At 70.3% G+C, this 15213-nt stretch carries 10 protein-coding genes; 6 read left to right on the forward strand and 4 right to left on the reverse strand.

Features of this window, described 5'->3' with window-relative positions:
* Positions 1–133: 133 nt before the first annotated feature.
* Positions 134–4201, reverse strand: coding sequence for a DUF7507 domain-containing protein (locus tag LUU90_RS22450; protein ID WP_275006184.1), 4068 nt, complete (start codon positions 4199–4201; stop codon positions 134–136).
* A 326-nt stretch (positions 4202–4527) separates the two neighbouring features.
* Here LUU90_RS22450 and LUU90_RS22455 point away from each other — a divergent pair, with 326 nt between their 5' ends.
* Together LUU90_RS22455 and LUU90_RS22460 are read left to right on the forward strand one after the other, a co-directional pair.
* Entirely contained in the window at positions 4528–5166 is a 639-nt protein-coding gene (locus LUU90_RS22455; protein ID WP_275006185.1) for a TetR/AcrR family transcriptional regulator, read from the forward strand.
* Positions 5132–5722 carry a GNAT family N-acetyltransferase gene (locus LUU90_RS22460; RefSeq protein ID WP_275006186.1) on the forward strand — a complete coding sequence of 197 codons (591 nt, stop codon included), beginning with the start codon at positions 5132–5134 and terminating at the stop codon, positions 5720–5722. The genes LUU90_RS22455 and LUU90_RS22460 overlap by 35 nt, the downstream gene beginning before the upstream one ends.
* A 37-nt stretch (positions 5723–5759) precedes the next feature.
* Here LUU90_RS22460 and LUU90_RS22465 read toward each other — a convergent pair whose 3' ends face one another.
* Together LUU90_RS22465 and LUU90_RS22470 are read right to left on the reverse strand one after the other, a co-directional pair.
* Complete coding sequence (locus LUU90_RS22465) at positions 5760–8639, reverse strand: cation-translocating P-type ATPase (RefSeq protein WP_425596290.1); 2880 nt, start codon at positions 8637–8639, stop codon at positions 5760–5762.
* A gap of 34 nt (positions 8640–8673) precedes the next feature.
* The gene (locus LUU90_RS22470) at positions 8674–9513 is read right to left on the reverse strand and encodes a helix-turn-helix transcriptional regulator (protein WP_275006187.1); all 840 of its coding nucleotides are present in this window, start codon (positions 9511–9513) and stop codon (positions 8674–8676) included.
* Between the two features lie 221 nt (positions 9514–9734).
* Between LUU90_RS22470 and LUU90_RS22475 the strand changes: the two genes are divergently transcribed.
* The 3 genes from LUU90_RS22475 (at position 9735) to LUU90_RS22485 (ending at position 13122) form a co-directional block, all read left to right on the forward strand.
* A complete protein-coding gene (locus tag LUU90_RS22475) occupies positions 9735–10679 on the forward strand; it encodes an SDR family oxidoreductase (protein ID WP_275006188.1) in 945 nt (314 codons plus the stop codon).
* A 52-nt stretch (positions 10680–10731) separates the two neighbouring features.
* On the forward strand, positions 10732–12090 hold the full coding sequence (locus tag LUU90_RS22480) for an MFS transporter (protein ID WP_275006189.1): 1359 nt from the start codon (positions 10732–10734) through the stop codon (positions 12088–12090).
* Positions 12091–12180: 90 nt separating this feature from the next.
* The gene (locus LUU90_RS22485) at positions 12181–13122 is read left to right on the forward strand and encodes an SDR family oxidoreductase (RefSeq protein WP_275006190.1); all 942 of its coding nucleotides are present in this window, start codon (positions 12181–12183) and stop codon (positions 13120–13122) included.
* Between the two features lie 50 nt (positions 13123–13172).
* Here LUU90_RS22485 and LUU90_RS22490 read toward each other — a convergent pair whose 3' ends face one another.
* Positions 13173–14228: a Kelch repeat-containing protein gene (locus tag LUU90_RS22490; protein ID WP_275006191.1), complete on the reverse strand. Its 1056-nt coding sequence runs from the start codon at positions 14226–14228 to the stop codon at positions 13173–13175.
* 116 nt (positions 14229–14344) lie between these two features.
* On the opposite strand from LUU90_RS22490, the gene LUU90_RS22495 reads away from it, so the two are divergent.
* A complete protein-coding gene (locus LUU90_RS22495; protein WP_275006192.1) occupies positions 14345–15199 on the forward strand; it encodes a helix-turn-helix transcriptional regulator in 855 nt (284 codons plus the stop codon).
* The last annotated feature ends 14 nt before the right edge of the window (positions 15200–15213 follow it).

Raw genomic sequence — 15213 nt, forward strand, 5'->3', positions numbered from 1 at the left:
CCCGCACGACGGAGCCACGTCGAGCCGTCGACCAGGAAGCGGTGCGGTGCAAGTCGGTGGTGCGCATCTCGGCGTGCGAAGGCCCCGCCCACGAGCCGGGGGTGGCTGTGGACGGGACCTTCGGTCTCAGGCGTCAGCCGACATCGCGGCGTCGGTGTGCGAGGACCAGGGCGGCCGCTCCGAGCAGGATCAGGAGTGCTGCTCCCGCGGCGATCCACCCGATGTTGGCGCCCGTCATCGCGAGGGGCGGCGGGTCGCTCGGCGTGCCCGGCTTCACCGGGTCGGCCGGCTCGACCGGCTTGCCCGGCTCCTTCGGCTCCTTCGGCGTGGCACACGCGTCCGCGCTGTCGGTCAGGTCGTTGTGACCGATACCGGCCGTGTTCGCGAACCCGCCCGGCTTGCCTGATCCGGAAGGCGGGCACGTGAACGTGGACTCGTTGGCTGCGTCGCCGTCGACGGTGGCCTGGACCTTGACCCGGTACGTGTGGGTGGCTCCCGCACGCAGGTTCACGTCGGAGGCGACCACGTTCGCATCGTCACCGTCGATCCCCTGACCGGTCCACGACTTCGCAGCTGTCACGCCCTTGGGCGTCGCCGTCACGTCCGCGGACGTGACCTCGATACCCGCACCGAACCGCAGGCGGTCGGTGAGCGTGTACTTACCGTCGGCGTCACCGCTGTTGGTGGCCTTGATCTCGTACGTGATCGTCCACGCCCTGTCCTTGCCGGCGACCGGGTCGCCGAGGACGGACTTGGTGATGTCGATCGACGGGATCGGGGCGCACGCCTGATCGTCCTCGACCTGGCCGGCCGGGTCGGTCATCGCGGACGTGTTGTTGAACGCCGTGTCGGAGTCGTCGCCGTCGGGGCCGCACGTGGTCGGGTCGTCCGCCGTGCCCGCACCGGGCACCTGCAGCGGGACATCGGCGATCACGGTCAGCTCGTACCGGTGCGGCTCGTAGCCGCTGTCCTCGTTGCCGAGGAGCGGCACCGCGGAGGCGACGGTCAGGTTCTCCTGACCGTCCCAGGCGGGTTCGGCCAGCGTCACCCCGTCCGGCGAGACCGTCACCTCGGCTGAGGTGATGGCTGCCGCCTCGGCGAAGTGCAACTCGTCATCCAGCGTGTACGACGTGGCCGCGGCCTTCGTGTTGGTCACCTCGATGCCGTACACGACCTCCCACTGACCGTCACCGATCGGCTTCGCCGAGATCAGCGTCTTCTCGTGCGCCGGGTCACCGACGATCGTCAGCCCTGCCGGGTCGCAGTTGATCGTCGGCGGCTCCTCGGAGTCGTCCGGCTGGGCAGCCTCGGCGCACGCGGTGTTGACGATGCTCTCGCCGCTCGATGCGTCAGCGGTGATCTCGAACTCGTGGCTCTCGGAGGCACCCGGCTCCAGCGAGTCGATGGTGAAGGAGCCGAGCTCGGGCTGCTTGTCGTCGGAGACGACGACGTCGGTCAGCGTGCCCTGGCCGGTGTTCTCCACCACGATCCGGTACCGGATCGTGTCACCGTCACGGAAGACCGGGTAGTCCGCGACGTCGTTCGCGTCACGCCACTGCCCGTCGAGGTCCTGCACGTACTTCTTGAGAGACGCGGAGTACATCGTGCCCATGGTCAGCGGCTCCGACGTCCGCATCACCAGTCGGGTGTGCTCCGCACGTGCCTGCGAACGGTTCACCCAGGTGTCACCCGGGTCCGCGCCCTCGGTCTCGATGTTGATGTGGAACGCCAGGGTCGCCCCAGGCGGGAGCTCACCACCGATCACGCGGACGGCCGTCGGGTTCTCGGGCCTGGTCGTGGTCCACCCCACGGTGTTGCCGTCAGGGTCGCCCGCGGCGCCGTTCGACTCGTCCGCTGGGTCGTCCGAGAGAGTCGCCGGGTCCGCTTCGGTGTAGTACACCGTCGCGCCCTCCGGCACCTCCACGTCCGTCACCCGGTAGGTGCCCTCGAAGTCCGTCCCCCGGCCGTCACCGTTGTACGGGAGAACATCGATGGTGTCCGTGTAGGCCTGCGGCAGCGGGTCCTCGGACTTGAGCGTCACGGTCCACGATCCCGTGCCGTTGCCCGAACCGTCCGGGTTGGCGATGAACCACTGGTCGGTGGTCTTGGCGATCAGCGTGTTGCCGCTGCTGCTGATCGTGACCTGAGCGGTCGCGGGTCGGGATGTCTCACCGGCCAGCGAGCTGGTGACCGTGTTGGTGAGCACCTGGCCCGCCTCCACCGAGTTGCCGGCCACCGCCTGATAGGTCAGCTCCTGCGGCTCGTTCGTCGGCACGCCGTCGAGGTTCCAGGTGAGGACCTGCTGCCCTTCGCCGTTCGTGGTCACGGTCGGCTCCGGGTCGGCGGACCCGCCGACGTACGTCATGCCCACCGGGAGGGTGTCCACGATCGAGTAGTCGTCGACCGTGTCGGGCAGCGCCCCGGAGCCGTTCGCCGAGTACGTCAGCGTGAAGGTGGCCGGCTCGCCCGGCCGGACCGTCGACCTGTCCGCGCTCTTCTGGATCGCCGGGTTGGCGTAGATGATCCGCAGGATGTCGCGACGCCCGTTCGTGTGCGGGTACCGCGCGTCAGGCGTGGGCGTGACCACCTGTGAGTTCCAGGGTTCGCCCGGGCCTTCCCACACGCCGCTGACCGGGTTGTAGACCGAGGCGAACATCCAGACGTCCTGGCCGGTCGCCACGTCGTCCTCGACGGTCGGGTACGCCCGGAGCTGGATGCCGTTCCATCCCTCGGACGCGGGGAGCGAGTCCGGATAGAGGATCCGGACGGCCCCCACCGTGGTCAGGTCCGCCGGCTCAGTCGTCGTCCAGTTCGCCGGGTCACTGCCGCAGTTGAAGGCGTTCGGGTCGCCCACGTTGCCCACGTAGTACTGCAGCGCCGGCGGGTTCTCCAGCTCGCCAGAGCCCCTACCGCCGTCAGTCGGGCTGAAGCCCAGAATCATGGCCCACTGCCCCTCGGGCCGAGGGCTGTAGTCGACGTAGTCGGTGTCGAACACCAGACACTGGCCGTGCGTCGCAGACGGAGGAGCGTTCAGAAGGTTGGGGTGGTTGTTCACGTACTGCATGACCTGGGTCCCGGCCGGCACACGATAGGTGTCGTCCCAGTTGGTCCCACCCGCACCGGTGAACTCCCGGTACCACGGCGCGGCCCAACGACCAGGCAGCACATAGGACTTGCTCGTGGAGTTGTTCCCGGCCAGGTCGGTGAACGTCAGGCCGGTCGTCGAGGTGTAGGTCGGCGCGTTGGACTGCAGGGTGACCGAGCCGGCCTGGTTGGTCGCGACGTGGAGCCAGATGCTGCCGCTGGCAATGTAGTTCCAGTCCGTCGGCAGCGGGTCGCGCGCGACGGTGGAGTCGTACTTCGGCACGTTCGCGAGGTCGTAGTTGATGCCGCTCAGCGTCAGGTCGAAGGCGCCTGGCTGACCCGCCACCGGCGTCAGCGTACAGCTGTCCACGAAGGACGTCTGCTGGTCGGCGGGGTAGTTCGGCAGCTCCGACCACGGGACCCCGCTGGCCCGGTTGGCGTTGAACGGGGAACAGCCCACGTCACCATAGATGCCCGTGCCGACCGTCACGGCTGCGCCGTTGCTCTCGGTCAGCCGAAGCCGGTAGGTCACGCTGTCAGGACCGGGGTCCGATCCCTTGCCCAGCCGCAGCGCCCACTGCAGGTCGAGGTCGACCGCGGTGTAGGTCCCGTTCCATACGTAGTACTGGGTGTTGCCGCCGAACTGCATGTCCAGCGAGAAGTCGTTCACGATCTCGATCGGGTCCAGCGGCAGCTCCTGGCCGTTGATCTCACCGACCACGGTGAGCTCTTCACCCGTCTCGCCGTCGACCACCACCGGCGTCTGCACCACGACGGCGGTGCCCTGCACGACGGTGCCCAGGTTGCAGGTCAACGTCTTGCCGTCCTCAGAGATCGCCGAGACCGGATCGACGTCCGCGGTGAGGCAGACGTCGGGAATCTCGTTGAACCGTCCCTTGTCCAAGGTGGCGGTGAAGGTCACGTTCTCGACCGGCTCGTTCGCCGGTGCCTCCTCGTCGTCGTTGACGTTGACCCGCCACACGGCGTTGACCACGTCACCGCGCCCCACCGTGACCGGCGTGCCCTCCTCCCACTCACCCGCGATCTCGTACACGGTCTCGGCGTACGCCGGCGCCGGCGCCGTGACCAGCCCGCCGCAGGCCGTCACGGCGACCATCGCACCGCCGACCAAGCGTCTGAGCAGGCGCTGCCGGGTACCACGGGTCCCCTGCGCTACCTCTGAGTGACGGCCTCTTCTCCTGCGACCGGTGCGACGGTCTTGTGACGGACTGTGCATGGCTGTCCTTTCGTATTCGCACGCGTCGCTCGCGTGCTGGCTGCTCCCTCCACAGACGTCGACGGTTCGACCTGGTGACGGGACGACACCGGACCTGCCGCCTGACATCGCGCCCACAGTCCCCCGATGCCGTCGTCGGAGCCGAACCGGGTTACGATGAACATCGGTTCATTGAACGCCCGGATCGCGAATGCCGAGGAGGCCCCATGCCACGCACCGCCGAGCAGAACGAGGCGCTGCGGGCCGCGACGCGGGAGACGGTGCAGACCGCCGCCATCCGCGTCTTCGCCAGGGACGGGTTCGCCGCCGCGAGCATCCGCACCATCGCCACGGAGGCGGGCCTGAGCGTCGGTTCCATCTATCGTCACTACGCGACGAAGCACGAGCTGTTCGACGAGTTCCTCGACCAGGCCACGGGCGGTCTCGCTGCGGCGGCCGCACGCCTCGAGGGACCGGGCCTGCCGCTCGACCTGATCCGCGAGTTCACCGTCGGCTACCTGGCGGACCTGGCCACCGACAAGGGCGCCGCGGAGTTCTTCGAGGTCGTCAACCAGGGATTCAGCACCGACACCCCCGCCGGCACGAGGGCACGGCTCCTGGCGCCGCACCGCTCGCTCTGGCAGGCCTTCTCCGCCGTCGTACGGCGGGGCCAGGAGGCCGGCCAGCTCGCTGACGGCGACCCCGAGACCATGACGGTGTGCTACTTCGCGACGCTCTCCGGCCTCACCACCATGTGCCTCGCGCTGCACGACGAACTGACCATGCCCAGCGCCGACCTGGTGCTCCGCACACTCACGGCAGGGAGCGACGATGATCGAGGTCAAGCGCGGCGACGAGCTCGGTGAGCCGTACCGGCGCGGAATCACCGACGTGCTCGTCCGCGGCTTCGCCGAGGACTTCGCCTACTTCTCCGGCGACCCGCGCGAGCTCGTGGACACCTTCGCGCACATGGTGCTGCTCGACCGCTTCTACGTCGCGGTCGTGGACGGGGAGCCGGCGGCGATCGCCTCCGTGACCGAAGGCGCGCAGGAGTGTTTCGCCCCGCGGTGGGACGAGTTCCGGCAGCACCTCGGTCCCGTCCACGGTTCGACGAGCTACCTCATCGTCCGCAGCCAGTTCCTCGGGACCTACGACGGCGCACGGGACCGCCTTGCGGAGATCGGCTTCGTCACCACTGCCCCGCGGTTCCAGGGACGCGGCGTCGCGACCGCGCTCATGCGGCACCTGCTGGCCCTGCCGGAGTACGAGGAGTACGTCCTCCGCGACATCAAGGACACGAACGCTCCCGCCCTGGGCCTGTACGCGAAGCTCGGCTTCGGGGAGTCCGCCCGCCGTCCGGTCCGGTTCACGAAGCGGGCGGGCTTCTCCGCCTACGTCTCCATGGGTCTTGTGCAGGGCTGAGTGGCGCCGTCCCGGTCACGACCCGTGTTCGTCGATGTCACGCGGGCTGCCGGCTCGTCCGTCGGTGCCGTGCGCGCCAGAGCAGCTTGCGGAGCTCGTCGAACCAGAGCACGGAGGACGCCATCGCGAGCGCCACGCCCCAGTGCGTGAGGTCGAGGCTCGCCGTCCCGAAGGCGGCCTGGAGGAACGGCACCTGGACGACGGCGATCTGGAGGAGCACGCCCAGGCCGATCGCGCCCCAGAGCCAGCGGTTGACGAAGATCCGGTGGAACGCGCTGATGCTCTCCGACCGGGAGTTGAGCACGTTAAACAGCTGGGCGAGCACGAGGGTGGTGAACCCCGCGGTGCGGGCCACGGTGAGGGAGTCGGTCCCCTCGACGAGGCCGCCCGGCAGGAAGATGTCGATGGTCAGCAGGGTGGCCACCCCCATGACGAGGCCGATGCTCAGGACCCCGATCCACATGCGCGCGTCGATGATCCGCTCGTGGGCGCCGCGCGGTGGCCGGGCCATGACGTCGTCCGTCTCGGGGTCCACGCCCATGGCCAGCGCCGGGCCGGAGTCGGTGACGAGGTTGATCCAGAGGATCTGGGTGGCGAGCAGCGGCACGACGACGGCCTCGCCGCCCGCCGCTCCCTCCAGGCCGATGACACCGGCCAGCAGTACGCCGAGCAGCACGGTGAACACCTCGCCCATGTTCGACGAGAGCAGGTAGCGCAGGAACTTCTTGATGTTGTCGAAGATGACGCGGCCCTGTCGCACGGCGGCGACGATGGTGGCGAAGTTGTCGTCGCCCAGGATCATCTTGGCCGACTCCTTCGTCACCTCCGTGCCGGTGACACCCATGGCCACGCCGATGTCGGCGGTCTTCAGGGCGGGCGCGTCGTTGACGCCGTCCCCCGTCATCGCGACGACGTGCCCGTCCGCCTGGAGCGCGTCCACGATCTGCAGCTTGTTCTGCGGAGCCACCCGGGCGTACACCGACACGGTCCGCGTGGTCTCGCGCAGGCCCGGTCCGTCGAGACCGTCCAGCTCGGTGCCGGTCACGGCGCGGGCGCCGGTCTCCACGATGCCCAGGTCGGTCGCGATCCGGGTGGCGGTGACCGGGTGGTCGCCGGTGATCATGATGACGCGGATACCGGCCCGGTGCGCCTCCGCGACCGCCGCCGTCACCTCGGGGCGTGGTGGGTCGATGATGCCGACGACGCCCAGGTAGACCAGGTCCGCCTCCTGCTCCTCCAGGTCCTCGGGACCGAGGCCCTCGGCGACCCGGCGATAGGCGACGCCGAGGGTGCGGTACGCCCGGTCCGACAGCCGCTCGACCGCGTCGAGCGCCGCGGTGCGCCGCTCGTCATCGAGCGGGACGGTCTCCTCGCCCACCTGCACGGCGGTGCAGCGTCCGACCAGCACGTCGGGCGCGCCCTTGGTGACCAGCGCCCAGGAGCCCTCCCCCGGCGGGTCGACCAGCGCGGACATCATCTTGCGCTCGGAGGTGAAGGGGATCTCCCCGCGGCGCTCGAACTCAGCCACGCGGTCCACCGTGCCGGCGAGCTTGTGCGCGGCCACCAGGAAGGCGGCCTCCGTCGGGTCGCCCTGCACCGTCCATTCGCCGTCACGCTCGAGGAGCTGGGCGTCGTTGGCGAGCGAGCCTCCGCCCAGCACCATGGTCACCTCCCGGACGAGGCGGTCGTCGGTGAGCGGCTCGCCGTCGACGTCGGGGCCGGTGCGCACGTCGCCGTCGGGCCGGTAGCCCACGCCGGTGAGGGTGACCTCTCCGGAAGCGGTGACGATTCGCTGGATGGTCATCTCGTTCTTGGTCAGGGTGCCGGTCTTGTCGGACGCGATCACCGAGGCGGCGCCGAGAGTCTCCGCGGAGTGCAGCTTCTTGACCACGGCGTTGCGGCGCGCCATGGTCTGCACGCCGACGGCCAGGACGACCGACAGGATGGCGGGCAGCCCTTCGGGGACGGCGGCCACGGCGAGCGACACGCCGAGGAGCAGCACGGTGACGAGGTCCGCCGCGGTGCGGACCTCGTTGACGAGCGCAGCGGCGACCATCACGACGACGGCGATGCCGATCACCGTGAGGCCCAGCATCTTGCCGACGCGCGCGATCTCCCGCTGCAGCGGCGTCATCTCCTCCTCGGTGGCGTCGAGCAGCTGCGCGATGGCGCCCATCTGGGTGGCCATGCCCGTTGCCACCACGACGGCGCGGCCCACGCCCTGCGCCACCGCCGTGCCCTTGAAGACCATGTCGAACCGGTCGCCGAGCGGTGCCGCGGCCGGCAGGGCCGCCGCATCCTTGAGGACCGCCTCCGACTCGCCCGTCAGCGACGCCTCCTGGACGCGGAGGGACGTCGCCGTCAGCAGCCGGGCGTCGGCGCCGACGGCATCGCCTTCGGCCAGCACCAGGATGTCCCCGCGGACCAGCTCGGCCGACCGCACCGTGAGCCGGCGGCCCTCGCGCAGCACGGTGGCGGTCGCCTCCGTCATGGACCGGAGCGCCGCGACGGCGTTCGCCGCCTTGCTCTCCTGGATCAGGCCGAGCACCGCGTTGAGCACGATGATGGCCGCGATCACCACGGCGTCCACGGGTACCCCGTCTGCGCCCTCGACCCACCAGACGGCGACCGAGATGCCCACGGCGACCAGCAGGAGGGCGACCAGCGGGTCCCGGAACTGCTCGAGGACCTTGCGCCACAGCGGCACGGGTGGTCTGGACCGCAGCTCGTTCGGCCCGTCCGCCGCGAGGCGGCGCGCGGCCTCCGCGTCGCTCAGCCCGGTGGCGGGATCGACGCCGAGCTCGCGGACGACGTCGCCCGCGTCCTGCACCGACGGATCCGAGGGCAGGCCGACGCGTGGCCGGTCGGACGGCAGCTCGTCGGACGACGGCTGGTCGTGCTGGCTCGGTGTGGACACACCACGATCATCCTCTCCGCGGCGGTGGGTGGCTTCAGCGGAGCGACTGCGCGCCGATGACGGACAGGACCTGCAGCTTCTCGTAGCTCTCGGTGCCGGGGACCGCGGTGTAGACCATCAGGGAGTGGGCCTGGTCCGGATCGACCAGCCGCTGGCAGTTGAGCTCCAGGGCGCCGACCTCGGGGTGGACGAAGTGCTTGACCTGGTGGGGGTGGATCCCGATCTCGTGGTCGGCCCACACCCGTCGGAACTCCTCGCTGCTGTCCAGGAGCAGGTCCGCCAGATAGGCGGCCCGGGAGTCGGGCCCCCGGAGAGTGACGAGCCCACGCAGTCCGGCCGCATACATCCGGGTCATGAACGCGTGCTCCTCCGGGGCATAGATGGTCCGGGCGCTCGGGTCGGTGAACCACCGGTAGCCCATGCTGCGCGCGGGCCCGGTGTACCGGGTCGTGTCACCGGTGAGCGCGACGCCCATCGGCGTCTGCCGCAAGGTCTCGCCGAGCTCGGTGACGATCTCCGCGGGAGTGTCCTCCAAGCGGTCGAGGATGCGCAGCAGCCCGGGGTTGATGTGCTCGCTGGAAGTTCCCCTGGGTGGCGGGTTGTGCCCGGCGAGGCGGAACAGGTGGTCACGTTCATCGATCGACAGGTGCAGCCCCTGGGCGATCGAGGCGAGCATCTGCTGCGACGGCTGCGGGCCGCGCTCCCGCTCCAGGCGGGCGTAGTAGTCGGCCGACATGTTGCACAGCGTCGCGACCTCCTCGCGCCGTAGCCCGCTGGTCCTGCGTCGCTGGCCGCGGGGCATGCCGACGTCCTCCGGCTGCAGTGCCTCGCGCCGGTTGCGGAGAAAGCTCGCGAGCCCCGTCCGATCGATCATGTCGCTCCCCTTTTTCTTGAAGTACTGCCTCGTTTGTATCCCGTGCGGCGGACGGTAGCCACGGCCCGGCGATCCCCCCTTACGGCCCGGCCACCCGATGCCGAAAGGAACCGTGACCTCGTGAGCCTGTGATCGGGAGGTCCTGGATAGGTCTGCGCCGTCCGCCAAGGATCAGGGCCATGGCCGACGAACGGCCCATGACGACCCCAAGGAGCAGAGCGATGCCACGCACACCGATCGACATCACCATCCCCGACCTGACGGGCAAACGCGCGCTGGTCACCGGCGCCAGCGACGGCATGGGCCTGGGCATGGCCGGGCGTCTGGCCGCCGCGGGTGCGGAGGTCATCATGCCCGTGCGCAACAGGACCAAGGGCGAGGCCGCGATCACCCGGATCAACCGGGCCGCCCCCGGCGCCAAGGTCTCGCTGTGCGACCTCGACCTCGCGTCGCTGGAGTCCGTTGCAGCTCTGGGCGACACCCTGCGCAAGGAGGGGCGGCCGATCCATCTCCTGATCAACAACGCGGGCGTGATGCGGCCGCCGCAGCGGCTGACCACGGTCGACGGGTTCGAGCTGCAGCTCGGCACCAACCACCTGGGCCACTTCGCCCTGGTCGCCCACCTGCTGCCCCTGCTGCGCGCCGGGCGCGCTCGGGTGACCTCCCAGGTCAGCGTCGCCTCGGCCAGCGGCTCCATCAACTGGCCCGATCTGAACTGGGAGCGTTCGTACAACGTCATGCACGCGTACCGCCAGTCCAAGATCACGCTCGGGCTGTTCGGCCTGGAGCTGGAACGCCGCAGCCGGGCGGGCGGCTGGGGCATCACCAGCAACCTTTCCCACCCCGGGGTCGCCCCCACCAGCCTCCTGGCTGCCCGCCCCGAGCTCGGCCGCACCGAGGACACGCCCCACATCCGGCGGATCCGCTGGCTCTCGGAGCACGGCGTCCTGCTGGGCACCATCGAGACCGCGATGCTGCCCGCCCTCCTGGCCGCGACCGATCCTGCCGCCAAGCCTGGCACGCTGTACGGGCCCAGCGGTCCGGGCACCCTGGGCGGCGCGCCCGCCGAGCAGCGGATGCACCGGCCGCTGCGCAGCCTCACCGAGGCCGCCCGCATCTGGCAGGTGTCCGAGGAGCTGACGAAGACCTCCTTCCCGACCGCGTGACCGCACAGCCGACCACCGCGAGCCCCACGAGCCGAGCCGCAGGAGAAGCCGCATGAGTTCTGTCACCCAGCCCGATCCCCGACGCCGAAGCCCCTGGTGGGTGGTCGTCGGCGCCGGCACAGCCAACGCCGTCGGCCCGCAGATGTACCTGGCCACCACCGGCCTCTTCGTCCTGCCGATCGTCGAGGACACCGGGTTCAGCCGCACCACCGTCACCGGCGCGTACTCGGTCGCCGCCGTCGGCATGGTCATCGGTCTGATCATCGTCAGCCGGCTCGTGGACCGGTACGCCGCCCGGTACATCCTCCTACCGAGCTTCGTGCTGTTCGCCGCCTCGATGGCCACGATCGGCCTGGTGCCGCCGGTCGAGGCGATCTACTTCATCCCGTGCTTCTTCGTCGGCTTCTTCGGGGGTGGGACCGCGATCCCCGCCACCCGCGTCGTCGTGAGCTGGTTCGACAACAACCGTGCGCTCGCCGTCGGCATCGTCACGGGCATCATCGGCCTCGGCGCAGCGCTGGGCCCGGTGCTGGCGGGCGCGCTCATCGAGAGCGTCGGCTGGCGGCAGACCTACGGCTACATGGCACTGATCGCCGCCCTCGTGTCCGTCACGATGATCACCCTGTTCGTGCGCGGCCGCGCCGAGCGGCACGTGCGCGGACGACTGGTCCACGAGACCCACGTCGGAGACCGTGACGTCAGCCTGGAGCTCCCCGGCCTGACCTTCGCTCAATCGCTGCGCACCCGCCAGTTCTGGGGCATCGCGCTCGGCCTGGGCATGGTCGGCGTCGTGATCATCGGGCTCCAGGTCCACCTCGTGCCGATGATGACCGACCGCGGCCTGAGCAACGACCAGGCGGGCCAGCTGCTCGTCGTCTTCGGCCTGGCCTCGCTCGTGGGCCGCGTCGTCGGCGGCGTCATCATCGACCGCGTCCACGGCTCGGTCGTCGGACCGATCGTCATCCTCGCCCCCATCGCCGGGATGTTCTTTCTCGAGCCGCCCTTCTCCACCGCGGCTCTCGCGGTCGCGTTCATCGGCGTCGCGTTCGGCATCGAGGGTGACCTGCTCGCCCTGCTCATCACCCGGTACCTCGGCATGCGCAACTTCGGCCAGATCATCGGCCCGATCCAGGCCATGTTCATCCTCGGCAGCGCCGTCGGGCCGCTGCTCCTCGGGCTGGGCTACGACCAGCTGGGCTCCTACGACCCGGTCATCCCGGTCCTGATGGGCGTGCTCGTGGTCGGCGCGGTCCTCATCGCGACGCTGGGCCCCTACGTCTACCCGGCCGTGGACGGCTTCGACCGGCTCGCGGCACGCGACGAACTCGCTGCCGCCGAGGTGCTGAGCGACATCGCCGAGAGCCACGACGCCCCGTCATCGGGCCGTCCACGCCCCCAGGTCCACAGCTGACGGGGACAGGGGCGGATCGACAGGCCCTGAATAACAGGCCGGCAATCGGGGAGTGTGGTGCCGAACGCACAACATCGAGGAGCGAACCACATGTCCCGCACACCCATCGACATCACCATCCCCGACCTGACCGGCAAGCGCGCCGTCATCACCGGGGCGAGCGACGGCATGGGCCTGGTCATGGCCTGGCGACTCGCCGCGGCCGGAGCCGAGGTCATCATCCCCGTCCGGAACCCGGCGAAGGGCGAAGCCGCGATCGCCACGATCAAGCAGTCCGTGCCCGGCGCGAACGTCTCGCTGCGCAGCCTTGAGCTGTCCTCCCTCGCGTCCGTCGCCGCCCTCGGCGACACCCTGCGCGCGGAGGGCGCGCCGATCCATCTCCTGATCAACAACGCGGGCGTCATGACCCCGCCCGACCACCAGAAGACTGCCGACGGGTACGAGCTCCAGTTCGGCACCAACCACCTGGGCCACTTCGCTCTCGTCGCGCACCTGATGCCGCTCCTGCGCGCCGGCGGGGCACGGGTCACCTCACAGGTCAGCGTGGCCGCCCGGAGAGGCCGCATCAACTGGGACGACCTGAACTGGGAACGCAGCTATGACGGCATGCGCGCCTATGGCCAGTCCAAGGTCGCCTTCGGCCTGTTCGGCCTGGAGCTGGAGCGGCGCAGCAAGGCCCACGGGTGGGGCATCACCAGCAACCTCTCCCACCCCGGGGTCGCCCCCACCAACCTGCTGGCGGCCCGTCCCGAGCTCGGCCGCGCCCAGGAGACCGCCGGCCGCCGGATGATCGGCTGGCTCTCCGCCCGCGGCATCATGGCCGGGACGGTCGAGAGCGCGGCGCTGCCCGCGCTCATGGCGGCCACCGATCCGCAGGCCAAGCCCGGCGCCCTGTACAGCCCCAGCGGGTTCGGTAACACCAGCGGCGCGCCGGCCGAGCAGCGGATGTACCCGCCGCTGCGCAGCGCTGACGACGCCGCACGGGTCTGGGACGTCTCGGAGCAGCTGACCAGGACGGCCATCCCGGCCTGAGGGCTCGCACCACCGGCAGGTGGTGCGAGCCGTACCCTCTCACTACCCGCTCACTCCGGTGTGAACGCCTCGTTCCGCACGCTGGCGAAGTTGCCGCCCACCTCGGTACCCCCACCGAAGGTGTAGATCACATCGCCGACAGTGGCAGCCCCGAGCCCGTGCCGCGGCGTGGGCAGGTTCCCCGCGGAGGTCCACTCGTCGGCCTCCGGGTCGTATCGCCAGACGTCGTCGTACACCAGCGGGTCGGGGTTGTGCTGCTCGCCGCCGAAGACATAGATCGAACCGTCGTGCACGGCTGCCGCGAGCCCGCCGCGAGCCTCGGGGAGCGGGGCGACCGTCTCCCACGCGTCGGAGGCCGGGTCGTACACCTCGACCGTCGCGACGTTCTCCTGGACGGCGGAGCCGTCCTCGGCGAGCGAGAACTCCCGGCCACCCATCACGTAGATCCGGTCGTCGACGACGGCCGACGCGGCGCTGTTCCGCTGGGTGGGCGCCGGGGCGCGCGGGGTCCACCTGCCCGTCGCCGGGTCGAACATCTCGTTCCGGTCGCTGTCGACGTGGGTCGTGAACGTCATGGCGTCACGTGTCTCGCGGACCCTGCCGCCGATGACGAACACCTGGTCCCGCACGCTCTCGATCACGAACTCGGCGCGCGCTTCCGGCAGGTCGACGCCGGCGGACCAGGTGTCGTCGTCCGGCGAGTAGACGAAGGTGTCGGACTGCGCTCGCCACCGGGGGAACCCCCCGCTGAACCCGCCGACGGCGTAGAGAGAACCGCCCGCCTCGGCGAGGCCGATGTGATGCCGGGCCTGCGGGAGCGTCGCGAGCCGGTGCCAGGAGTCCGCGACGGGGTCGTACGCGTCGAAGTGTGCTGACACGCCGGTGTTCGGGTTGAGCAGTCCCCCGGCGACATAGATCCGGTCGTCGACGACCTCAGGGTAGAGCTCCTGCCGTTCCAGGGCCATGGGCGCGCGCTCCTGCCAGGCGTCATTCTGTTCCGGGGACGACGAGGCCGGCACGGTGGTGCACGCCGTGGTCAGCATCGCGCCGGCTGCGAGCACGGCGATCGCCGCGCGGTGGCGGGAGGGGACAGGATGTCTGGTCACGGTGGACCCTTCGTCTGTTCGGTGGGGGACGCATCCCACGCTCCCGGACCGCGGACCCGTGAACCAGGGGACGCCATCCCCTGTGCCAGCGGTACCTCTCACGGGATAATTGGGCCATGAGAGCCGCCGGGTACGCCGAGCTGGGCACGTTCCTCCGCTCCCGCCGCGAACGCATCCGGCCCGAGGACGTCGGGCTGGTTCCCGGTCCGCGGCGCCGCGTGCCCGGACTGCGGCGTGACGAGGTCGCGCAGCTGGCGGGCGCTTCGGTGGACTACTACAACGAGCTCGAACGCGGTGCGGGCTCCCAGCCGTCCGAACAGATGCTCGCCGCGATCGGCCGGGCACTGCGGTTGACCCACGACGAGTGGAACCACCTCTACCACCTGGCCGAGCGGCCGGTGCCTCCCCCGGGCGCCGCGACCTCGCACGTGCAACCCGGGATGCTGGACCTGCTCACCCGCCTCGGCCCGACACCCGCGAAGGTGATCACCGATCTGCACGTGACGCTGGCCCAGAACCCGCTCGCCGTCGCACTGCTGGGCGACCAGTCGCACTTCACGGGTAAGCACGCCAGCTTCGCCTACCGCTGGTTCATGGACCCGGCGTCCCGCGCCGTCTACCCCGAGGCCGACCACGACACCCAGTCACAGGCCTTCGTCGCCGACCTGCGCGCGGGTGCCGCCCGCCGGGGCAGCAAGGACACCGAGGCACGGTCCATGATCGCCGAGCTGCGGGAGGGCTCGGCGGAGTTCGCCGAGCTGTGGGACAGGCACGACGTGGCGTTTCGCCGCCGAGACCGCAAGCGCATCAACCATCCCGAGCTCGGCCTGTTCGACGTCAGCTGCCTCAACCTGTTCAGCGAGGACGGCCGGCAACGACTGCTCTGGTTCACTCCCACGCCCGGCACCGGCACCGCCGAGCGGCTCGAGCTGCTCGCCGTGATCGGTACGCAGAAGCTCACCGCCCCGTAGACAGTGCGGTCGCC

Origin of the sequence: Promicromonospora iranensis (assembly GCF_028994775.1) — a bacterium.
Taxonomy (GTDB): Bacteria; Actinomycetota; Actinomycetes; order Actinomycetales; family Cellulomonadaceae; genus Promicromonospora; species Promicromonospora iranensis_A.